The organism is Chitinophaga arvensicola (genome assembly GCF_900110835.1).
Lineage (GTDB): Bacteria > Bacteroidota > Bacteroidia > Chitinophagales > Chitinophagaceae > Chitinophaga > Chitinophaga arvensicola.
In genome coordinates, this window is record NZ_FOJG01000001.1 from 1,901,563 (window position 1) to 1,922,100 (window position 20,538).

Annotated in this window: 19 protein-coding genes; 10 read left to right on the forward strand and 9 right to left on the reverse strand. The window is 45.8% G+C overall.

Features of this window, described 5'->3' with window-relative positions:
* Nucleotides 1–184: 184 nt before the first annotated feature.
* The 3 genes from BMW79_RS08125 to mraZ form a co-directional block, all read right to left on the reverse strand.
* Nucleotides 185–559, reverse strand: coding sequence for an FtsL-like putative cell division protein (locus tag BMW79_RS08125; RefSeq protein ID WP_245752411.1), 375 nt, complete (start codon nucleotides 557–559; stop codon nucleotides 185–187).
* A gap of 99 nt (nucleotides 560–658) precedes the next feature.
* The gene (gene rsmH, locus BMW79_RS08130) at nucleotides 659–1,570 is read right to left on the reverse strand and encodes a 16S rRNA (cytosine(1402)-N(4))-methyltransferase RsmH (protein ID WP_089892967.1); all 912 of its coding nucleotides are present in this window, start codon (nucleotides 1,568–1,570) and stop codon (nucleotides 659–661) included.
* Between the two features lie 12 nt (nucleotides 1,571–1,582).
* On the reverse strand, nucleotides 1,583–2,050 hold the full coding sequence (gene mraZ, locus BMW79_RS08135) for a division/cell wall cluster transcriptional repressor MraZ (protein WP_079469390.1): 468 nt from the start codon (nucleotides 2,048–2,050) through the stop codon (nucleotides 1,583–1,585).
* Nucleotides 2,051–2,549: 499 nt separating this feature from the next.
* Between mraZ and BMW79_RS08140 the strand changes: the two genes are divergently transcribed.
* The 10 genes from BMW79_RS08140 to BMW79_RS08185 all read left to right on the forward strand — a co-directional run bounded on the left by BMW79_RS08140 (nucleotide 2,550) and on the right by BMW79_RS08185 (nucleotide 11,714).
* Complete coding sequence (locus BMW79_RS08140) at nucleotides 2,550–3,380, forward strand: outer membrane protein assembly factor BamD (protein ID WP_089892970.1); 831 nt, start codon at nucleotides 2,550–2,552, stop codon at nucleotides 3,378–3,380.
* On the forward strand, nucleotides 3,349–3,690 hold the full coding sequence (locus BMW79_RS08145; RefSeq protein WP_079469388.1) for a DNA-directed RNA polymerase subunit omega: 342 nt from the start codon (nucleotides 3,349–3,351) through the stop codon (nucleotides 3,688–3,690). The genes BMW79_RS08140 and BMW79_RS08145 overlap by 32 nt, the downstream gene beginning before the upstream one ends.
* A 102-nt stretch (nucleotides 3,691–3,792) precedes the next feature.
* A complete protein-coding gene (gene coaBC / locus BMW79_RS08150) occupies nucleotides 3,793–5,013 on the forward strand; it encodes a bifunctional phosphopantothenoylcysteine decarboxylase/phosphopantothenate--cysteine ligase CoaBC (RefSeq protein WP_245752413.1) in 1,221 nt (406 codons plus the stop codon).
* Nucleotides 5,006–5,935 (forward strand): type IX secretion system protein PorD, encoded by a 930-nt coding sequence (porD, locus tag BMW79_RS08155; RefSeq protein ID WP_089892973.1) that lies wholly within the window; start codon nucleotides 5,006–5,008, stop codon nucleotides 5,933–5,935. Before coaBC ends, porD begins: the two co-directional genes overlap by 8 nt.
* 34 nt (nucleotides 5,936–5,969) lie before the next feature.
* Nucleotides 5,970–6,452 carry a DUF4296 domain-containing protein gene (locus tag BMW79_RS08160; protein WP_089892975.1) on the forward strand — a complete coding sequence of 161 codons (483 nt, stop codon included), beginning with the start codon at nucleotides 5,970–5,972 and terminating at the stop codon, nucleotides 6,450–6,452.
* Between the two features lie 18 nt (nucleotides 6,453–6,470).
* The gene (locus BMW79_RS08165; RefSeq protein ID WP_089892978.1) at nucleotides 6,471–7,163 is read left to right on the forward strand and encodes a CoA transferase subunit A; all 693 of its coding nucleotides are present in this window, start codon (nucleotides 6,471–6,473) and stop codon (nucleotides 7,161–7,163) included.
* 35 nt (nucleotides 7,164–7,198) lie between these two features.
* On the forward strand, nucleotides 7,199–7,855 hold the full coding sequence (locus BMW79_RS08170; RefSeq protein ID WP_089892981.1) for a 3-oxoacid CoA-transferase subunit B: 657 nt from the start codon (nucleotides 7,199–7,201) through the stop codon (nucleotides 7,853–7,855).
* 167 nt (nucleotides 7,856–8,022) lie between these two features.
* Nucleotides 8,023–9,420, forward strand: a complete 1,398-nt coding sequence (locus tag BMW79_RS08175) for a DUF5723 family protein (protein WP_089892984.1) — start codon at nucleotides 8,023–8,025, stop codon at nucleotides 9,418–9,420.
* 133 nt (nucleotides 9,421–9,553) lie between these two features.
* A complete protein-coding gene (locus BMW79_RS08180; protein ID WP_089892987.1) occupies nucleotides 9,554–10,393 on the forward strand; it encodes an aminotransferase class IV in 840 nt (279 codons plus the stop codon).
* 16 nt (nucleotides 10,394–10,409) lie between these two features.
* A complete protein-coding gene (locus BMW79_RS08185; RefSeq protein WP_089896827.1) occupies nucleotides 10,410–11,714 on the forward strand; it encodes a cryptochrome/photolyase family protein in 1,305 nt (434 codons plus the stop codon).
* Between the two features lie 47 nt (nucleotides 11,715–11,761).
* On the opposite strand, the gene BMW79_RS08190 is transcribed toward BMW79_RS08185, so the two are convergent.
* The 6 genes from BMW79_RS08190 to BMW79_RS08215 all read right to left on the reverse strand — a co-directional run bounded on the left by BMW79_RS08190 (nucleotide 11,762) and on the right by BMW79_RS08215 (nucleotide 20,523).
* Nucleotides 11,762–12,910: a TlpA disulfide reductase family protein gene (locus BMW79_RS08190; RefSeq protein WP_089896828.1), complete on the reverse strand. Its 1,149-nt coding sequence runs from the start codon at nucleotides 12,908–12,910 to the stop codon at nucleotides 11,762–11,764.
* 4 nt (nucleotides 12,911–12,914) lie between these two features.
* Nucleotides 12,915–14,375 carry a RagB/SusD family nutrient uptake outer membrane protein gene (locus tag BMW79_RS08195; protein ID WP_089892989.1) on the reverse strand — a complete coding sequence of 487 codons (1,461 nt, stop codon included), beginning with the start codon at nucleotides 14,373–14,375 and terminating at the stop codon, nucleotides 12,915–12,917.
* Nucleotides 14,376–14,387: 12 nt separating this feature from the next.
* Nucleotides 14,388–17,837 carry a SusC/RagA family TonB-linked outer membrane protein gene (locus tag BMW79_RS08200; protein WP_089892992.1) on the reverse strand — a complete coding sequence of 1,150 codons (3,450 nt, stop codon included), beginning with the start codon at nucleotides 17,835–17,837 and terminating at the stop codon, nucleotides 14,388–14,390.
* 101 nt (nucleotides 17,838–17,938) lie between these two features.
* Entirely contained in the window at nucleotides 17,939–18,958 is a 1,020-nt protein-coding gene (locus BMW79_RS08205) for a FecR family protein (RefSeq protein WP_089892993.1), read from the reverse strand.
* Nucleotides 18,959–19,084: 126 nt separating this feature from the next.
* Nucleotides 19,085–19,693 (reverse strand): RNA polymerase sigma factor, encoded by a 609-nt coding sequence (locus tag BMW79_RS08210; RefSeq protein WP_089892996.1) that lies wholly within the window; start codon nucleotides 19,691–19,693, stop codon nucleotides 19,085–19,087.
* A 32-nt stretch (nucleotides 19,694–19,725) separates the two neighbouring features.
* Nucleotides 19,726–20,523 carry a 1,4-dihydroxy-6-naphthoate synthase gene (locus tag BMW79_RS08215; RefSeq protein ID WP_089892998.1) on the reverse strand — a complete coding sequence of 266 codons (798 nt, stop codon included), beginning with the start codon at nucleotides 20,521–20,523 and terminating at the stop codon, nucleotides 19,726–19,728.
* Between the last annotated feature and the right edge of the window lie 15 nt (nucleotides 20,524–20,538).

The window sequence follows — 20,538 nt, forward strand, 5'->3', positions numbered from 1 at the left end:
TCCGCTTTTAGCTGTTAACCTTCTGCGTTGTGCAAAAGGCTAACAGCTAGCAGCTAAGAGCTTATAAGAAGATACCTGACACTGGCTGCATTTGTAATTGAGATGCTTGCCATTGATTTGATTTACCAGCATCCCCGACCTGAGTTCTGGGTCAGGCGGGCAGCGTCAGGCATCAGTATTAAATTCATTTTTCTGTTTCCTTTTTCAGCACAATCTTCTGTGGAGGGGAGCTGAGTTGTTTAAGGCCCAGCGGCTCTACGGACTTGCTGACTTCACTCATTTTGCTTCGAAACATGAGCTCACTTTTCACATTGATGTACTCCCACTTCAGCTCTTTAATTTCTTTGCCCAGTTTGTTGATACGTCTGATCTTTTTCTCGGCGAGGTGGCTGTTGGCGATATAGACCAGTGCCAGCACTGCCAGGAAGCCGATAAAGGGCATGTTTTGCACCAACGCTCTGTAGTTGATGCGCAAACGCCATTCTTTACGTTCCGGTGGGGTATTAATTTCTTCCGCCGGACTTTCCTGGATGGTATCTATATCTTCTTCCTGCAACACGCTCTATGCCTTTTTAAAAATTGACAATATAAACCTGAACGCAAACCAAAACAGATGTGTATAGGATAGGGTAGGATGTGGTGCGCGGTTAAATCCACGTCACGCTTGTTTTTCGGCCACCCGCAGTTTTGCACTTCTGGATCTTCCATTAAGTTTCAATTCTGCATCGCTGGCGGTAACCGGTTTTTTTGTGATTAATCTGAACAATTTAGGGGGTGTTTCTTTTGCAAACGGATCTTCCGGTGCTTCTTCAAAACTTCCAGTCTTCATAAAATTTTTCACCATCCTGTCTTCCAGCGAGTGGAAAGTAATGACGGCGAGTCTTCCTCCCGGTTTCAGCACGTTGGTAGCTTGCTCCAGTAAATCTTTCAGTGCGCCCAGTTCATCGTTTACGGCGATACGCAAAGCCTGGAAAACCTGCGCCAGGTATTTTTGCGGGTTGCCTTTTACGATAGGCTGGATCACTGATTTAAATTCAGTGATGGTGCGCATGGGGTGTGTTTTGCGCTGCTTTACGATTGTCTGTGCGAGGGTTTTGGCGTTGGTTACTTCTCCGTATTCCTGGAAAATCAGTTGTAACCTGGCTTCGCCCCATGTTGCCAGCAATTGTGCGGCAGTAAATTCAGTTCTTGTATCCATCCGCATATCCAGATCGCCATCGAAGCGAATACTGAAGCCTCTTTCTGCTGTATCGAACTGGTGCGATGAAACGCCCAGATCCGCCAGTACACCGTCTACCTGTTCTGCTTTATGTAACTTCAGAAAGCGTTGCAGATGACGGAAATTTTGTTGTACAAAAGTGACACGTTCGTCTATGATCCTGTTCCGGTAAGCGTCTTCATCCTGATCAAATACTATCAGCCGTCCTTTTTCACCCAGTTTCTCCAATATGGCTCTTGAATGTCCTCCGCCTCCAAACGTGGCGTCTACATAAATCCCATCGGGATTGATCTGTAAAAGCTCCGTTGTTTCCTGCAGCAGAACGGGTAAATGATATTGTTGTTCGCCCATATGCTCCCCTCTTTAAATTGAAATGTTGTTATCTCCTCCTCCCATTACCTGTTGTGCCAGATCACTGAACGCTCCTGGTGAGAAATTTTCAAAGAACTCCTGGTATTTACCTTTATCCCAGATCTCGATTTTATTGGATGCTGCTGCCAGCACAATATCTTTTTCCAGATTGGCGTACGACAGCAGGTTTTTCGGTACCAGCAGTCTTCCTGCGCTGTCTAACTCCAGAATGGTCGCCCCGTTTAAGAAGTACCGCCTGAATTCCCTTACTTTTGGATCAAAGTCATTCAACTTGCTGATACGCTCGAAAATAGGCTGCCATTCATTCATGGGATACAGGGACAAGCATTTTTCAAACCCTCGGTTAATCACAAACTGTCCTCCGGCCCCGTCTGTTAACTGCTTTTTGAATCCGGCAGGTAACAGAAAGCGTCCTTTTGCGTCCAGCGTCGATTCATATTCACCGAGAAATCCTGTCATACCATGGGGCAAAGTCCTTGAAAATCCATTTTCTAACACAAAATAACACTTTTTCCCACTTTTTAACGAAAAAATACTTTATAAATTTTTTCCACAGATGCAAGCGCCTGCATCATAGGCCTTTCGCTATCATTTATGCACGGATATGGTGCATTAAATCATAATGCATGTGTAAAATGTGTGCATAACGCATGTTTGATTGTGAATATCGTGTTAGTAGCCCATGGGGTGCGTCCTTCCAAAAAATGATAGCGGGTGGGAAAATGATGCGTTTTAATATTTATGCGTAAGTAAATTTTATAATTTGAGGTCTTTTTTTGCGTTTTCAATGCCAGGAAATTCAATTTTCCACACCCTGGTGGGAAAAATGTCAGCAACTCCCGCGATAGTGGAAAACCCAGCATTCGGCGATTTAATTCCCCCTTTTGCAAAATTTTAACAGCAATGAAAATCTCTCTGCCTTACATTTACATTTAATTCTTAATTTTGCCACTCTTTTATGCGGAAATTTTTATTGTACATCAGTGTTCTTGCCGTAATCGTAACTACCTCCTGTAACAACCAGTTGCGGAGGATAGAGAAAAGCAACAACTTTGAAAAGAAGTTGGATTACGCCAACCAGCTGTTCCAAAAGAAAAAATACAATACGGCCATCACGCTCTATACAGACCTCGTACAGGTGTACAAGGGTACTGATAAGTTTGAGCCTATGTATTACAATTTCGCATATTGCTCTTACTATGTAAAGGATTATGTACAGGCAGCATTCCAGTTTAAGAATTACCTGGACCTCTTCCCGAACAGCCCCAGAGCCGTGGAGATAGATTATATGCAGGCTTACTGCTATTACAAACAGTCACCTAAGGTATCCCTGGATCAGACCAATACCATGAAGGCCATTGCTGCCATGCAAACCTTCATCAATAACTATCCAACCGCCGAAAAAGTGTCAGAAGCGAACCTCGTAATCGAGTTGTGCAGAAGAAAGCTGGAAAAGAAAGAGTTCTCCAGCGCCGAATTGTATTATAACCTGGGCTTCTTCAAAGCCGCCGGTATTGCCTTCAAAAACCTGATGCGCAATTACCCCGACTCTGATAAAAGCGATGGCTACAAAGTAATGGCCATCAGATCCTACTATAATTATGCTAAAAACAGTATTCCCGAGAGACAAAAAGAGCGCTACGCCACTGTTCTCGACGAATACCTGGACTTCGCGGATCACTACCCGAACAGCAAATTAAAGCCGGATGCCGAAAAATTTTATACCTTAGCACAAAACAACATAAAATCACTGGATAATGAGCAAATTAAAGCGAAGTCTAACCAGTAGCCTTAATCCCTGGGTAGAAACCAAAAATACTACCGATATTAAGAACAGAACTGGTAATTTATATGAGTCTATTGCCGTGATAGCCAAACGCGCCAATCAGATCAATATTTCCGTGAAAGAGGAGCTCCATTCCAAACTGGAAGAGTTTGCCAGTCATACTGACAATCTTGAAGAAGTGCATGAGAACAAGGAGCAGATCGAAATTTCCCGGTTTTATGAAAGACTGGCAAATCCTGCGATCCAGGCTACACAGGAGTTCCTGGACAGCAAAATTTATTTCCGCAAGAACGATGACGATTTGTTTAGCTAATCGCCCGCACTTTATTTTGTGTGGCGCGTGATTGCGAAAAATAAAAATATTAATTTCATGGCGGCAGAATGATTTCTGCCGCTTTTGTTTTTGTATATGTCCATGGACGCTATCAAAATGCTACAAGGAAAGAAAATCCTCCTGGGAGTGAGCGGCAGCATTGCCGCCTACAAGGCTGCTACCCTCATACGCCTGCTGGTAAAGGAAGGCGCCGAAGTGAAAGTCGTAATGACCAACGCTGCCACCGGTTTCATTACTCCCCTTACCCTGGCCACCCTCTCTAAAAACGAGGTTCCCCTGAACATCAGTGATCACGACAGCTGGAATAACCATGTGAGGCTGGGCCGCTGGGCCGATGTCATGCTCATTGCCCCCGCTTCTGCCAATACCATCGCCAAAATGGCGCTCGGGCTCTGTGATAACCTCCTGCTGGCGGTATATCTCTCCGCTACCTGCCCGGTGATGTTTGCCCCTGCCATGGATGAAGACATGTGGCATCATCCTGCCACCCGCAGCAATGTGGATAAACTCATCTCCTACGGTCATCAGCAAATTCCGATCGCTACCGGTGAACTGGCCAGTGGCCTCTTCGGAGAAGGACGGATGGCGGAACCGGAACAGATAGTTGCTTTCCTGAAAACGCATTTTCAGCAGAAAAACGGAAATAAACCACTAAACGGCACCACCGCCATTGTAACGGCTGGTCCAACTATCGAACATATAGACCCGGTTCGCTATATCAGCAACCATTCCAGCGGGAAAATGGGTATCGCCATCGCGGAAGCCCTGGCTGATGCCGGCGCCAACGTTCAACTGGTGCTGGGTCCCACTTCCCAGCAAACCTCCCATACTGGTATCACTACTATCAAGGTGCAAACCGCTCAGGAGATGTTTGAAGCCGTAACCACCAGGTTTCCGCATGCCGGAATTGTAGTAGCCGCCGCCGCAGTAGCAGATTACCGCCCCGCAAATGTGGCCGACCGGAAAATCAAGAAGGGAGAAGCGCAATTGCACATCGACCTGGAAAAAACACCCGACATCCTCCGTTCATTGGGCGATAGCAAAGGACCACAGCAATTGCTGGTAGGCTTCTCCCTGGAAACAAACAATGAAAAGGAATATGCACTGAAAAAGCTGCGTGAAAAACACCTGGACCTGATCGTCATGAATTCCCTGGCAGATGCCGGTGCCGGCTTTAACTATGATACCAACAAAGTAACCCTGTTTGATAAAAACGGCCAGGAACGTAGCTTCCCCCTCAAATCCAAACAGGAAGTGGCTCAGGATATTGTTTCCGCTATAATCGAATTGCAACATGCATAATCGTTTCCCGTTGATCCTGCTGCTGGCAGGTATTTTTTTATTTATCTGCGTTCATCCCGCCAGGGCCCAGGAAATCAGGGCCAATGTATCGGTAGTTGCCCAACAGGTACAGGGGGTCGACAAAAAAATATTTACCACCCTGCAGAATTCTATCCGGGAATTCCTGAATAACCGGCATTGGGCGAATGATGCCTTTACACCCGCAGAGCGGATAGAATGCAACTTCCTCCTGAATATCACAGGTACCTCCGGGCCTGATACCTATAAGGGAACACTTACCATTCAGGCCACCAGACCGGTGTTCAACAGCGGTTATGTGACCAGTCTCCTGAATATCCAGGACCCCAACATCGTGTTCCGGTATGTGGAATTCCAGCAACTGGAATTCAGCGATACCCGCATTGTGGGAAATGACCCGCTGGCGTCCAACCTGACGGCTGTTCTGGCCTATTATGTGAATATCATCCTGGGGCTCGACTATGACTCCTTTGCACCGCGCGGAGGAGATATGTATTATAAGAAAGCACTGAATATTGTGAATAATGCACCGGATGGAAAAGACATTTCCGGCTGGAAAGCTTTTGAAGGTAACCGCAACCGCTATTGGCTACAGGACAACCTGTTGAACGCGAAGTTTCTGCAGTTTCATGATGTGATGTACCAGTATCACCGGCTTGGACTGGATGTGATGTATGATGATGTGGCAAAAGGCCGTGCAGCAATCCTTAACTGCCTGAATATGCTGTATTCCATTCACCAGGACATCCCCAACTCCATGCTGATGCAAACTTTTTACAGTGCGAAAGGAGAAGAATTATTGAAAATATTCTCGAAGGCAACACCACAGGAAAAAAGTCGTGCTGCGGAATTGCTGTCCCAGATGGATATTCCCAATGCGCAGAAGTATCAACAAATGAAATAACAGCAGTCTGCTGCAAAAAGATATTATAACGAGTATGATGATGAAATACACCACCCTGGCTTTGCTGGTACTGTTTTTATTCGCCTGCGGTGATGGTGACAATGTGCCGCGTAAATACATTTCAAAAGATGAGATGACCGCTATCCTGGTAGATATGTCCCTGGCAGACGCCTATAGCAATGAACAGCAGGTGGATATCAATTTTACACCGATGACCGACTCCCTGCGGCAGCAGCGGGTGAAGATCTTCTATAAACAAATCCTGGACCTGCATAAAGTAAGTGTGAAGGAATTCATGGAGAGTTACAAATATTATGAAAGTCACCCGAACAGGCTGAAGGAAGTTTTTCAGCAGGTACAGGCAGATATCGCCAACAGAAAGCAACGCCTGGGCAATCCGATTGATGAAAACGCCCCGGTGAGATTCCGTCTGAAAAGCATTTTCCCGTATGCAGACAGTGTGCTGTTGCTGCCAAGAGTCGATACTATCCGGCCTTTTGTGAAGCGGCACCTCTAATCTATAAAACACCAAAACATGAACAAAGTAGTAGCAAATGCCGACGATGCCATACAAGATATCCGGGATGGAGCGGTTCTGATGCTGGGAGGATTTGGTTTGTGTGGAATTCCGGAAAACTGTATTACAGCCCTTGTAAAGAATGGGGTAAAGGACCTTACCTGTATTTCCAATAATGCAGGTGTAGATGATTTTGGCCTGGGTTTGTTATTGAAAACCAGGCAGATCAGGAAAATGATGTCTTCATATGTAGGCGAAAACGCAGAATTTGAAAGACAATTGCTGGCGGGAGAACTGGAGGTAGACCTGATCCCACAGGGTACCCTGGCCACCCGTATCCAGATGGCCGGTATGGGTATTCCTGCTTTTTTTACCCCGGCTGGTTACGGTACCGAGATTGCCGAAGGAAAAGAAGTAAGGGTATTTAATGGCAAGCCACACCTGATGGAACTGGCATTACACGCTGATTACGCGATTGTAAAAGCCTGGAAAGGGGATACACTGGGCAACCTGGTGTTCCGTAAAACCACGCGTAATTTCAGTACCTCCATGGCCAGAGCAGGGCAAATCACCATTGCGGAAGTGGAGGAGCTTGTACAACCGGGAGAACTGGATCCGGATCACATACACGTGCCGGGAATCTATGTCCACCGCATCTTCCAGGGCAGTGATTATGAAAAAAGAATTGAACGCAGAACCGTTAAGATCTAGTTCAACACATTCTCCACTCTTCAAATCTGATTTTTATGCCTCTCGATAAATATGGTATAGCCAAAAGAATTGCACAGGAACTACAGGATGGTATGTATGTGAACCTGGGCATCGGTATTCCTACACTGGTATCTAACTATATCCCCGCCGGTGTTTCCATTATGCTGCAATCTGAAAACGGAATATTAGGAATGGGACCTTATCCTGTTGCAGAAGATATTGACGCAGACCTGATCAATGCAGGTAAAGAAACAGTTACCCTGCTTCCGGGCGGCAGCTTTTTCGATTCTGCGGAAAGCTTCGGAATGATCCGCGCCGGTAAAGTGGATCTCACCGTACTCGGCGCCATGGAGGTGTCTGACAAAGGAGACATCGCCAACTGGAAAATTCCCGGAAAAATGGTGAAAGGCATGGGCGGTGCGATGGACCTCGTTGCCTCTGCCAGGAACATCATTGTTGCGATGATGCACACCAATCCCAAAGGAGAAAGCAAATTACTGCCGGCATGCACCTTGCCACTCACGGGTGTAAATTGTGTGAAGAAGATTGTTACTGAACTGGCCATGCTGGATGTAACCCCTGATGGGTTCAAACTCCTGGAGCGCGCCCCCGGCGTAACGGTGGACGAAATCCGTTCAAAAACTGCCGGTAAACTGATTGTAGAAGGAGAAATTCCTGAAATGCAGTTTTAACCGATAACCTCGTATATACTTTACCGTGCCCTGCGCTCCATCACCGGAAAGCAGGGCTTTTTTATTTAGAAAGTTGTCGTGTTTATACTATATGATTAATTTAAATAAATATATTTTTGCATATCTAAGTTGTTAATCTCTTTTATTCCTAACCTATAATAGTCACTATGAAAAGGATTTTTACATCCGCATTATTGTTGTGTTGCGCACTTTACTCCCAGGCCCAGGATCTGCCAGGCTTCAGGACCAGTAATTATGCAGGCGTTACCAGCGTATTTTCTAACCCGGCGAATATAGCCGACAGTCGTTTCCGCTGGGATGTAAACCTGGTAGGCGTAAACATCGGCGTTTCGAACAATCAGCTGAAGTATAAACTGAGTAATGCCGGTTCTTCTTTTGGTGAAGACACTATCAAGAGTCAGTTGTTTGGACAAAGTAAAGGCGCCACCAAAGCCCTGGTAAATCTCGGTGTACTCGCGCCTTCTGTGATGTTTAACGTAGGAAAGTTTTCTTTTGCAGTGAGCACCCGCGCCCGCATTGTAGCCAATGTAACGGACCTCGACGGCAAACTGGCGGATAAGATCATGAATGATCTTTCTTCTACGGCGAATCTCCCTTACAATATTGCCTCCAATAGCAACATGCGCATCAGCGTAAATGCCTGGACGGAATATGGTGTGTCTGTTGCACGGGAAGTGATTACCGCAGGTCCCCATTTCCTGAAAGCAGGTGTGAGCCTCAAATACCTGGCAGGTTCCATGAACGGGTCGGTCAACATCGATAAACTGCATGCCACTATGAACGTAGATGAAGGTCAGCAGGATGCTTATCTGACCAATGCAGCTGGTAAAATAGGCATGAACTTCTCCGGTATGAACCTCTCTGATTTTGAAGCGTCAGATGCTACTAAAACAACCGGTCACGGTATTGGCGCCGAGCTGGGAGTAGTGTATGAATATCGTCCTGCCAGTGAAAACAACAGCAGTAAAGGCAGTAACAAATACAAATTCCGTTTCGGCCTCTCTCTCATGGATATCGGTAAAATAAAGTATGAGCGTGATGTAACCCGTAGCGGAACCTTTACCATCGGTATACCGACAGGTCAGCAGTTTTCTATGAAAAACCTGCAGGATGTAAAACTGGACAACTACAAAACTGAGCTGGGTAAATACCCGCAATATTTTACGCCTGCTGCCGATAACAATAGTGCGAAGTATGCGGTTAGTCTGCCTACCACTTTACAACTGGACGGTGATTACCATATTCACAACAACTTTTACGTAAATGCAAATGTGCAGCTGGCTTTAACCGGTGGTGAAAAGAAACCTTACAATACACAATATTACAGTGGCTTCAGCATCACACCACGTTATGATGGCCGTATATTCGGATTCTTTCTGCCGGTGAGCTACAATGGCTTGTCGAAGCTGAATGCAGGAGCCAGTTTCCGTGTAGGTCCGTTATATGTAGGTTCCGGCAGTGTACTGAGCGCGCTGATGGGCTCTGCTCATCAGCTGGATGGCTTTGTGGGCATCCGTTTCGGGCATTTGCAGAAACGTAAATAATTTCCCGGCTTTATAAAGAGATTTAGATATTTTGTTTTTAGAATACATACTTACCTGAAACAAAATGTCTAAATCTCTAAACTTATAAATCCCTAAATAATTGGTACCTTTCAACTTGCTAAAATAGTTCGAGGTGCAAGTTGGATTTCTTTGTTATAACGGTAAATATATTCCTGCAGCCGACCCGATTTTTACGGCAGACAATCGATCTTTCAGATACGGGGATGGCTTTTTTGAAACCCTGAAAGTCTACCAGGGAAAAGTGCTGCTGGCCGACCTGCACTTTGAGCGGCTACTCGCCAGTTTGCACCTGCTTCATTTTGATATTCCTGCGCATTTCACCAGAGATTTTTTTGTAAAACAGATACTCGAACTTTGTAATAAAAACAACGTGGCACAGATGGCCCGTGTACGTGTAGCTGTGTTCCGCTCTGATGGCGGTTTGTACGATCCCATCAATAATTTACCCAATTACCTGATCCAATGCTGGGAACTGAGCAGAACCGTGCTGGAACTGAATCAGAACGGATTGGTAACGGATGTGTTTCCGGACGTGAAAAAGAGCTGTGATAAACTATCTTCCCTGAAATCCAACAACTGTTTACCTTATGTAATGGCTGCCATGTATGCCAAACAACACCGGCTCAATGAGGCCATCCTGCTCAATCCATACGGACGGGTGGCCGACAGTACCATTGCCAATGTATTCATCGTAAGAGATAAAATCCTGTATACACCCCCTCTCTCGGAAGGCGGTGTATGTGGCGTGATGCGCAAATACCTGCTCAGAACAGAACTGCCATTTAAGGTAGAAGAAAAACCACTGAGTATAGAAGACCTGGAAAATGCAGACGAAATATTTTTAACCAATGCGATCTACGGAATCCGCTGGGTAGGCCTCTTCCGCGACAGTAGCTATGGAAATGCCACTGCTGCGATCTTACACGAGGTATTGCATGAAGGAATGCTGTAAAAATTAATGGATGAAAATGGAACAGACAGTCAGTTTATGCTGGTTACGCCGTGATCTGCGGCTGGAAGACCAGGCAGCACTTTATTATGCGTTGCGCGCCGGAAACCCGGTAGTGCCTGTGTTTGTATTTGATACCAATATTCTCGATGACCTGGAAGACAAACAGGACCGGCGGCTTACATTTATTCATGCGGTACTGGAAGAAATGCAGGCACAATTGCAACAGAAAGGCGCTTCTCTGGATGTGTTTCATGGCACGCCGGAAGCAGCGTTTACACACTGGACGAGCAAATACAACGTAACCGCTGTATATACTAATCATGATTACGAACCTTATGCAAAACAACGCGATGCCCTGATAGCAAAGCAACTCAGTAAAAAAGATATTTCATTTCATAGTTATAAAGACCAGGTAATCCTGGAAAAGAATGAGGTGTTGAAAGATAACGGTGAACCATATACGATATTTACACCGTATAGCCGTAAGTGGTATGATACCCTCACCTTTTTTCATCTGAAACCCTATCCGGTTAAAAAGTATGAACAACATCTTTTTAAACAATCACCGGTGAAAATTCCCTCACTGAAAACGATGGGTTTTACTGCAGGTGAAAAACATTTTCCTGCAAAGGAATTACAGGAAGCACTGATCAAACATTACGATACTACCCGTGATTTTCCCGCTGTAGAAGGCACTTCCAGGCTCGGTTTACATCTTCGGTTTGGTACCATCAGTATTCGCGCATTAATGCAGCAGGCGATGCAGCTCAATGCTACCTTTGCGAAAGAATTAATCTGGCGGGAATTTTACCAGATGATCCTCTGGCATTTTCCACATGTGGTAGGACACGCTTTTAAGAAAGAATACGATAAAATTGAATGGCGGAATAATACAAAGGAATTTGATAAATGGTGTAAAGGCGAAACTGGTTATCCTATTGTGGATGCAGGTATGCGGGAGTTAAATACTACTGGCTTTATGCACAACCGCGTGCGAATGATTACCGCCAGTTTTCTCACTAAACATTTATTGATCGACTGGCGCTGGGGAGAGGCTTATTTTGCCGCCAAACTGCTCGATTATGACCTGGCCGCCAACAACGGGGGCTGGCAATGGGCGGCGGGGTCAGGGTGCGATGCGGCGCCTTATTTCCGTGTGTTTAATCCAACGCTTCAAACACAGAAGTTCGATAAGGACCTTCAATATATCCGCAAATGGGTGCCTGAATTTGAAGGATTCGATTACGCAAAGCCAGTAGTAGTGCATGAAGAAGCACGCAAACGTGCCCTGGAAGTATATGGTAAAGCGCTAAAAAAATAAAGGCGGTATCACTGCTGTGATACCGCCTTGTGGTTGGTTTTTTATTATTACGGCAAAACTGATTTCAGCTTCGCATCCAGCGCTTCATGTTCTTCACCACCGCCGCCATAACGGGCTATGATCACACCTTTCGGGTCTACCAATATCTGGGTGGGCAAAGAATGAATACCAAAATGATCACTTACATCTTCCGGGTTAGGTTCGTTCTTCATACGTTTGTTCATGTCGAGGCCACGCAGCACATGTTTCCACACACCAATACCATCTTTTTCCACTGCTTTTTTCCATGCATCATGATTGCGGTCGTCGTCTGATACGCTGATTACTTCAAAGCCTTTGTCTTTGTACTGTTTGTACAGTTCCAGCAGATGTGGATTACCCGCGCGGCAGGGTACACACCAGCTGGCCCAGAAATCCAGCAGTACATATTTTCCTTTAAAATCGGATAAGCTGAGTGGCTGCCCGTTGATATCCGGTTTGCTGAAATTAAATGCTACACTGCCGGGGGAGCCTGCTTCCAGGCTTTTTATTTCTTTCCCTATTTCCTGTCCGTCTTTACTTTTTTGTAAAGCAGCACTGAGACTGTTATAGTAATACTTTGCAGAATCCAGTGTCATGCTGCCTACTTCAAAGCGCATCAGGTAGAGGCTCAGGTAGGAGTTGTGATGTTCCCGGATGAATTTCCGGGATAACTGACTGTTAATATTGAAATACGGTGTCAGCTGTTCCCGGATGGCTGCTGATTTATCGTGATCTTTTTCATTGCGTAATGCTTCCAGCAATGGTTTGTATTGTACAGTGGCTGCTTCTTTTGCCTTCTCCAGTTGTACATTATCTTCATTACTCACAGATCCTTTTAATACAATGGTAGAAAGATCGCCATTTTTGATGTTGATGGTCATGGGAGCGGGCTCCAGGAACAAGTAGGCCTGTTCTTTTTTATTTCCTGTCATGTTGTTGCTCAGGGCAGCAGAGAACATTCCCGGAGTGGTTTGTGCCAATGTACCGGTAAAACGGAAGCTGCCGTTTTTTACGATGGCGCTGTCGGTGATACGCTTCGTACCATCGCTGTATTGCAGGTAGTATTTGGCGGGTGCATCTCCCGTAACAGTACCGGATATACTGAATTTTTGCTGTGCAGATACCAGTTGCGAAAAGGCTAACGGTAATGATAGTACGCAGATTATTTTCTTCATAATACTATTGTTCATTTTGTGTAAGATTAGGATTGAGTATAATTTCTTCCTGCGGGATGCGCAGTAATATTTTCGGATTGGTGGCCGTTATATTCATAGCACCACTACTGGCAGAGGTATAGTCTCTCACCATTGGTAAGCCATTTCTGAAATAGTCAAAGCCGTTATGTCCTTCAAAGGCCAGTTCCAGCCGGCGTTGCAGCATTATCTCATCGAAAAGCGCCTGCCCGGAAAGATCAACGGAAGTCAGTCCTGCCCGGTTACGGATGATGTTCAGATCAGCCAGCGCAGCATCTTTTTTACCCAGCTTGGCATTGGCTTCTGCGCGATTGAGATATACTTCTGCCAGGCGCACGAAGCGGAAAGGCGACTTACTGTAAATAGCGGTATACTGATACATATATTTTACCGTGGCGATGCTGTCGTTCGGAAAACCTGGCGTTATATTTATTTTATAATGAGAACTGCGCAGATCTGTTTTAGAAATGCGTGACAGCAGGTCTGGTGATGGGCGGTAATAGCCACCGGTATAGTTGATCTGTGGCGGATAAGCATATTGCTGGCTGATGGAGGAGCTACCAAAGTCAATATTGCCGGCAAATATATCTTCTTTGTTCGCCGCGTTGCTGCTATTATAGTAAGCACGGTAGTCATTATCTTTCAGCAATGTATACTTGTTACTGTTGATCACCTGGTCTGCATAGGTGATTACCTTCTGGTTAAACGTTGCATCCGGTTGCTGAAAGGTACCGCCCATATAGAGGTATACCCGCGATAACAATGCAGCAGCGGCCATTTTTCCGGAGAAGCTGTTGGACTTTTCCTGGTTGAATAACGGGATCGCTGTTTCGAGATCGGATATCACCTGTTCGTATACGGCTTTGGCGCTTGCCCGGGCCGGTTTATAATCGGTGCTGTTGGCGGCAGTGGTAATCAGCATCACACCGGGTGAACCGGCGGCATCCTGGTAATAAGGCTTTGCGTAAAAGCGTACCAGGTTAAAATATACAAAAGCTCTTACAAATAACGCCTCTGCTTTAGCCTGAAGTATAACGGGGTTCTGTTCTCCTTTGGCCACATTATCCAGTAGTTTATTGGCGTGCAGGATAATGAAGTAGCTGCCCCTCCACAGGGAATAAGTCCAGCTGTGATCTTTATCCGGTGAATTGATATAGTCAAACGCGTCGGCGTATTTGTTAGGACCGAGATCGTTGCTGCGGATATTATTACCATGTGTTTCTGAGAGGAACATGGTAATATCTCCATATCCAAAGGAACTGTTTTCCATAGCTACACCGGTGGTGAGCATCGGATACAGCCCCAGTGCTGCCTGGGCGAAGCCGTTAGGTGTACTGAATTGCGCATCTTCATTGATAACGTTGTGCGGACGTAATTCATCCAGTTGTTTATTGCAGGCGCTTAGTGTGATAAGGCTGATAAAGGCTATTGTGATGGAACGCTTCATGTTTGCAGTAGTTTAGAATGTGACATTAAGACCGGCTGTGATACGTCTTGGATTGGCATTTCCGATACCAACGCCGCCATAGGAGGTGGAGGTGCCAATAGAGGCGCCTTCAGGATCTGCCCCTACATAGTCTTTGTGCTTGATAACAAAAACATTGTCCATACTAACGAAAACGCCTGCACGCTGTGCGTGGATTTTTGTCAGTGTTTTTGGGGATAGATCATACCCTAACCGGATATTGCGCATGCGGATATGACTGGCATTGCCATATACCAGGGAAGAGCGGCTGTCGAATGCTCTCCAGGTATCCATTTTACTGCTGTATACATTCGGGTAATTGGCATTTTTATCACCGGGTTGCTGCCATATTTTTTGAGAAGACTGCCAGTTGACGTTGTTCCTGCCGAGGAAAGGTGCGGTAGGATCCTGGAAGTTATTGATGAGGCTCATTGCGGTATAGTTGCCTACCTGGAACCACATTTCAGCACTTACGGAAAATTGTTTATAAGTGAAGGTATTGGTAAACCCGCCAAAGAACTTCGGTGTAGCAGAACCAACGGACTGGTAGTTCCGGATATTGGCAAAATTGCCAATCCCTTCTACCACCTGCTTCTTGCCGGAGGCGTCAAAATTCTCAAACAACGGTGCGCCATTGTCGGGATTCACGCCTACGTAACGAACTGCTTTGATGGTATTCAGATCTTCTCCTTTGTAACGGTAATAAGCCCGGTTGTAATTGTCCAGCAGTGAATCGCCATAGAGTTTCTGAATGGTATTTTTATTAAAGCTTACATTCAGATTGGTGGTCCAGCTGAAATTGCGGGTCTCGATATTGCGGGTATTCAGCATCAGTTCCAGGCCTTTATTCAATACTTCTCCCACGTTCTGGTATTGCTGGAAGGAGCCTTGTGCGGAACCTACGAATACCTGTTGGAGCAGATTCTTACTCAGCTTGGAATATAGATCTGCAGAGAGTTCTACGCGCTTCCATAAACTAAGGTCAATTCCTGCGGTATTGTTGATGGTGGTTTCCCAGCTGATATCAGGATTTTCTAATTGTGTAATGGCGGAGCCGATATTGTTGATATTATCATAAGTATAGTTGGGATTGGCCGCATACAGTGTCTGGTTCAGATAGCCATCACCCACATCCCTGCCGGATGTACCGTGCACCACTCTCAGCTTTAAAACATCTATTGCTTTTACATCTGCCAGGAAAGCTTCTTTATTGATCAGCCATCCACCACTGATGGCGTAGAAGGTACCATATCTTTTGTTGCGGCCAAAGTTGGTGAAGGCATCTGTCCGAACGGAAGCAGCGGCATAATATTTAGCCAGGTAGTTATAGTTTAACTCGCTGAATGCAGAGAAGCTGGCGCGCTCTGTGTAAGAGCCGGAAGGACGATAAGGTGTGCCGTAAGCGACATTGATCACACTACCGAAATTTTTGGCAGCACCCATATTTCTTTCTCCCGCCAGTACGTTGTACATGTCTATACTGTTGGCGTCGTTGGTACGTTTGGCCCATTCTGTTCCCGCCAGGAAATTCAGGTTATGTTTTCCGAATTGTTTCGACGCACTCAGGGTGTTGGTAGAAATAAAATTCACAAAACGGGTGTCGGCAATGGTCAGCGTACCATTTGGTATCGCAGCCGAGGAGGAGGAGAACAGGTAAGGATAACCACCGTACTTTCCGGAGAAGCTGCGTGGATCGAGATAGGAATTTCTGTGCGTATTGATGTAATCTATGGTATTGGTAGTTTTAAGGCTTAACCAGGGGAGTACGCGATAGCTGATCCAGGCGGTGCCGGTGAAATGCTGGTTATCTGTTACCGAGGTATTATCGTATTTTTTTTCGCCCAGGAAGTTTTGCGTCCAGGTATTATAAGGCATGCCAAAATTATTGGATTGCTTTACGGGCATACTGTCGGCCATTGAGCCATCTGCATTGTAGGGCGTTACAAAGGGCTGTGTGGAATAGAGTGCTGGTAAGCCATTCCGGGAGATGGTTTTATCAATAATAGCACTGGTATTCAATCCGGCACTGACCTTTTTTGAAAAATTCTGTACCAGGTTGAAACGAAAATTGCGACGATCGAACGTATTTCCAACATTGATACCTTTTTCTTTGTACCAGTCTACGCCTGCATATATCATCGTTTTTTCGCTGCCGCTGTTGATACCGAGACTTATATCCGAGAAATTGCCGTCGTCGAACAAAGCTTTTTCCCAGTCGTAATTTTTGTTTTTATCATCGTCTGTATATATTCTTCTTTTCTGGATGAAATCTGCTGCAGTAGGGAACTGTTGCTGGAGCGACGGCGTTTCCTGCCATCTTTGCTGCATCACTTTATCCATCAGGGAGGTTACTTCGGTGGTGTTCATCATATGGATAGCGCGGTTCTGTTTAATAGCACCGTAGCGGGTATCCAGTGTTATATGCACACCACTGTTGCTGGCCGCTCTTTTGGTGGTCACTACAATGACACCCTGTGCGGCACGGGAACCATAGATGGCGGTGGAGGCAGCATCTTTCAGGATGGTAATGCTTTCCACATCAGCCGGACTTACCACATCCTGTAAATTCTGGGAGTTAGAGATCACACCATCTACTACGATCAACGGACCAAAATAAGCGCTGGTACCGGATGGCAGAGAAGACTCGCCGCGTAATAATACCTGTCCCTTTGCACCCGCATCAGCAGTGGGTTCCACGATATACATTCCTGTGGTTTTGGCTTTTAACATAGACAGGATATTGGCGGAGGAAACGGAGCTACGGAGTTGATCGCCGGAAATTTTCTGTACGGCGCCGGTTAGTTCTGCGGCCTGTTTGTTGGTGTATCCCATCACTACTACGCCACCAAGACTGGTAGCATCTTCTTCCATCGCAATATGTGGTTCTTTGCCGGATACTATCTGTGTTTGCTGACGGTAACCAATACTGCTGATCAGCAACGGATGGCCTTCTTCGGCTGCTACGATGAAAATACCGTTGGCATCTGTTACGCCGCCTTTGCCTGTAATAATATCGCGGATAGTAGTACCGGGCAATGGTTGTCCTTTGCGGTCGGTAACTCTTCCCCGGATAACTGGTATGGGTTGACTTACTCCCATTGGGTTATAAGGCTTAATCACACCAATCATATTGCCACTGATCCTGAATTGCAGCCCAGAGGCTGATTCCAGATCTGCCAGTACTTCCCGTATACTACGGGCGCGGGAGGAAAGGGTAATATGTTTCACCGGTAAAGTACCGGTAGCATAAAAGAATTTTACCTGGTAGGTGTTTTCTATTTTTTTGAAAGCGCCGGGGATGGTCATATCGGAAAGTGCAATTACTTTCTTTTGCTGCCCGTACGATTGTACAGCGGTCATCAGCATTAAGAACACCAAAAGTGGGAACTGCCATTTTACTGCAGTGCTTAACGGCGCACGCAAGCGCGCATAATTAAAAGTCATGCATCAGAATTTAAAATGTAATGGTTGATGTGGTCACTACAGGCGCCGGCAGCCTGCATATGATCCCGATTTCAGCGATTTTGGTGGAAACGCTTTTATTGTTAAAATTGAATCAGCACTTTGTCCGGTTGTATTTGAAAATTACATCCGGCTGTAAAACAAAAGATGTTCAAAACTTTCTCTAATTTATCGTTGTCGAAGGCTCCTGAGAACCGTTTGGCATGCATCATATTTCCTTTAAACTCAAACTGGATACCGTACCAGCTTTCCAGTTGCCGTATCACTTCGAAGGCAGTGGCATTATTGAATACCAGCTTGCCTGATTGCCAGGTGCGTAGGGCAACGGTATCAAACGGTAGCCTGCTCATACTCCGGGTGGTTTCATTCCAGAGAGCCTGCTCTCCGGGAGCTAGTGTAACACCTTCTTTTGTACTCATTTTTTCTGTCACCTTTACTTTTCCGCTGAGCAGCGAAACGGTAGCCTGTGGCTCAAAAGGAGAAGATTTTATGAGAAAGGAGGTACCCAGTACCGTTGTTTGAATTTTTTTGCTGGTCACCGTGAATGGATCATCCGGAAAACTTTTTACATCAAACAGGGCGGCGCCTTTTATCAGTTCCACGTGCCGGTGTTTGTTGCTATAATCGGAAGGAATCCTTACAGTTGTGTTGGCATTCAGGATCACAGAAGATCCATCCGGCAAGGTGAGCAGTTTACGTTGTCCCCATTCACTGGAATATACCAGGAAGGTATTGGGCTCACCGGCCGGGTTACCTGTTTTTTCTTTAGGCCATAGCAGGGAGATGCCGGCGGCCAGTACCAGTATGGCAGCGGCCGCGCGCCAGGTAATCTGCCGCCAGTTGATACGGCGTATGATGACAGGTTGCTGTCTTTTGATGGACTTTTGCAGCCTGGCTAATTGTGTCGCCTTATCTTTTTCAGCTTCACTGTTATTGATGTTATAATACAATGCCACTGCTGCTGCCACCGTATCCGTTATTTCCGGATGCTGATGCACATACGTTTCCCACTTTGCAATAGCCGCTTCATTGTTGCGTCGGATATATTGCAGAAAGGTATCGTCGAGTAACAAGTCTAATTCAGTCAGGTCCTTTGGCAGCATTCCCCATCCATTTTTAAAGTAGAGCGACAATCGGTTTCCTTTTACCAGGTATGGACCGGTAAAAATTCAGATTTTGATAATTTTTATTTTAAAGTGGCTTTATTGAAAATAATCTAACAGGGAGTTCTATAGGGGAAGTAACAGCAGTAGTGTTCTCAGATGCAGTTTGCCTGATTTAAGATCCTGTTCCAGTGATTGTTTGAGCGATTTCAGCGCTTCATACAAGTGATTATAGACCGTGCGGTGTGTGAGCCCGGTGAGGTCTGTTATTTCGTCGTAGCTCCGTCCTTCATAGAAGCGGAGGTTAATTAATTCCTTTTGTCTCGGACTGAGTAAAGATATGGCTTCCTGGATACGTCCGATGGCTTCCTTGCTTTGTTGTTGCTGTACCAGCAGTTGCTCCACAGAGGGGATGCTGTCGCCGTTTTCGGCGTCCATCCAGACCGACAGCAGGCCATTGTTCTTTTTTTCCTGCTGTAGATGTAGTAACAGTCTGCGTTTGAAAGAGGTGATGAGGTAACTGCGTACATTGCTTACCTCATCCAGGCCTTCTTTTTTCTCCCAGAGATAAAGAAACACCTGTTGGATACAGTCCTTCACCGTTTCGCTTCTCGCGCATATTTTAAGGCCCAGGAAAAGGAGCAGGTGATAATATTGCTCATACAAGGTATATAGCGCCTGTTCCTCTCCTTGCCGAAACCTGTTCCACAGGTCTGTATCCTTATTTTCGATCATACCGCAACAAAAGAACGAAAAAATCGGCTGCTTTAGGAGCGGATTTTTTCGGCCGCTTCCATGAGCGCAGCCACGGCGGCTTTCCCTTCATTGCCGAGATCAAGACTGAAATCGTTTACATACAGATCAATATGCTGGCGCATCACCGATTCATCCATTTCCTGTGCATGTGACTTCACATACTCAGATAGCTGTGGATAACTGGTGTAGCTGTTCTGCAAACTCTGATGAATGAGTGAATCCAGTTGGGCACGGCTGGCTTCCGGCACATCTTTACGTATAAAAATGCCGCCCAGCGGAATCGGGTTGCCAGTGGTTTGTTCCCAGTATTCGCCCATATCCATCAGTTTTACCAGGCCTTTCAGCTGATAGGTAAACCTGTTTTCATGAATGATCACACCCGCGTCTACATCACCATTCAGTACCGCATTTTCAATTTCTGAAAACAGCATTACTTTTTTGTTGGTGGCTTCGGGGAATGCGATGGAGAAAAGCAGGTTGGCAGTAGTATTTTCTCCGGGAATGGCGATGGTCAGATTTTTAATTTCTTCCCGGGGGATGTCTTTCTTCGCGATCAGTAAAGGGCCGCAACCTCTGCCCAGGGCGCTTCCGCTATTGAGCAGTTCGTATTGGTCTTTCACTTTCAGGTATACGGCAAAGCTGAGCTTTGTAACGGCCAGTTTGCCCTGCAATGCCCAGTTGTTGAGCGTTTCCACATCTTCCAGGTGTGTATCAAAGGTAAATTCCTTTGTGTCTATTTTGTTGTTTACCAGTGCATCAAAAATGAAGGTATCATTCGGGCAAGGTGAAAAACCTAAAGATAAATGCATATACTATCCTTATTT

Excerpts from the sequence above, each read along its gene's own strand:
- rsmH (WP_089892967.1), bottom strand. The coding sequence starts at position 1,570 with ATGGGCGAACAACAATATCATTTACCCGTTCTGCTGCAGGAAACAACG.
- mraZ (WP_079469390.1), bottom strand. The coding sequence starts at position 2,050 with ATGACAGGATTTCTCGGTGAATATGAATCGACGCTGGACGCAAAAGGA.
- BMW79_RS08140 (WP_089892970.1), top strand. The coding sequence starts at position 2,550 with ATGCGGAAATTTTTATTGTACATCAGTGTTCTTGCCGTAATCGTAACT.
- BMW79_RS08145 (WP_079469388.1), top strand. The coding sequence starts at position 3,349 with ATGAGCAAATTAAAGCGAAGTCTAACCAGTAGCCTTAATCCCTGGGTA.
- coaBC (WP_245752413.1), top strand. The coding sequence starts at position 3,793 with ATGGACGCTATCAAAATGCTACAAGGAAAGAAAATCCTCCTGGGAGTG.
- porD (WP_089892973.1), top strand. The coding sequence starts at position 5,006 with ATGCATAATCGTTTCCCGTTGATCCTGCTGCTGGCAGGTATTTTTTTA.
- BMW79_RS08160 (WP_089892975.1), top strand. The coding sequence starts at position 5,970 with ATGATGATGAAATACACCACCCTGGCTTTGCTGGTACTGTTTTTATTC.
- BMW79_RS08165 (WP_089892978.1), top strand. The coding sequence starts at position 6,471 with ATGAACAAAGTAGTAGCAAATGCCGACGATGCCATACAAGATATCCGG.
- BMW79_RS08170 (WP_089892981.1), top strand. The coding sequence starts at position 7,199 with ATGCCTCTCGATAAATATGGTATAGCCAAAAGAATTGCACAGGAACTA.
- BMW79_RS08175 (WP_089892984.1), top strand. The coding sequence starts at position 8,023 with ATGAAAAGGATTTTTACATCCGCATTATTGTTGTGTTGCGCACTTTAC.
- BMW79_RS08185 (WP_089896827.1), top strand. The coding sequence starts at position 10,410 with ATGGAACAGACAGTCAGTTTATGCTGGTTACGCCGTGATCTGCGGCTG.
- BMW79_RS08190 (WP_089896828.1), bottom strand. The coding sequence starts at position 12,910 with ATGAAGAAAATAATCTGCGTACTATCATTACCGTTAGCCTTTTCGCAA.
- BMW79_RS08195 (WP_089892989.1), bottom strand. The coding sequence starts at position 14,375 with ATGAAGCGTTCCATCACAATAGCCTTTATCAGCCTTATCACACTAAGC.
- BMW79_RS08200 (WP_089892992.1), bottom strand. The coding sequence starts at position 17,837 with ATGACTTTTAATTATGCGCGCTTGCGTGCGCCGTTAAGCACTGCAGTA.
- BMW79_RS08205 (WP_089892993.1), bottom strand. The coding sequence starts at position 18,958 with ATGCTGCCAAAGGACCTGACTGAATTAGACTTGTTACTCGACGATACC.
- BMW79_RS08210 (WP_089892996.1), bottom strand. The coding sequence starts at position 19,693 with ATGATCGAAAATAAGGATACAGACCTGTGGAACAGGTTTCGGCAAGGA.
- BMW79_RS08215 (WP_089892998.1), bottom strand. The coding sequence starts at position 20,523 with ATGCATTTATCTTTAGGTTTTTCACCTTGCCCGAATGATACCTTCATT.